The 249-nt window shown below is 71.5% G+C and carries 1 protein-coding gene; it reads right to left on the bottom strand.

Annotated features, from left to right (window positions below; genetic code table 11):
- Positions 1-123 precede the first annotated feature (123 nt).
- Positions 124-237, bottom strand: coding sequence for a hypothetical protein (locus tag CVH10_RS23005; protein WP_369335993.1), 114 nt, complete (start codon positions 235-237; stop codon positions 124-126).
- Positions 238-249 lie beyond the last annotated feature (12 nt).

The following is a 249-nucleotide window of genomic DNA, read 5'->3' as shown; positions in this document are numbered from 1 at the left end:
TGCCTGCGCCGTTGCGGCCGAGCAGCGCGACCATCTCGCCGGCATGGACCTGCAGGTCGAGGCCGCGCAGCACTTCCACGCGGCCGTAGCCACCGCGCAGGCCCTGAATGGCGAGCAATGCACTCATGCTTTCACTCCCGCTGCGGCCTTGCGCAAGCGCGCCGCGGTGCCGTGTCCCAGGTAGGCCTCGACCACGCGGTCGTCGCCAGTGACCTGCGCCGGGCTGCCCTCGGCGATCAGCTGTCCCTG

The organism is Halomonas sp. ND22Bw (assembly GCF_003011945.1).
GTDB classification, from domain to species: domain Bacteria; phylum Pseudomonadota; class Gammaproteobacteria; order Pseudomonadales; family Halomonadaceae; genus Halomonas; species Halomonas halophila.
The sequence above is the reverse complement of the archived record's forward strand: the minus strand, read 5'-3'. Positions and strand labels throughout refer to the sequence as shown.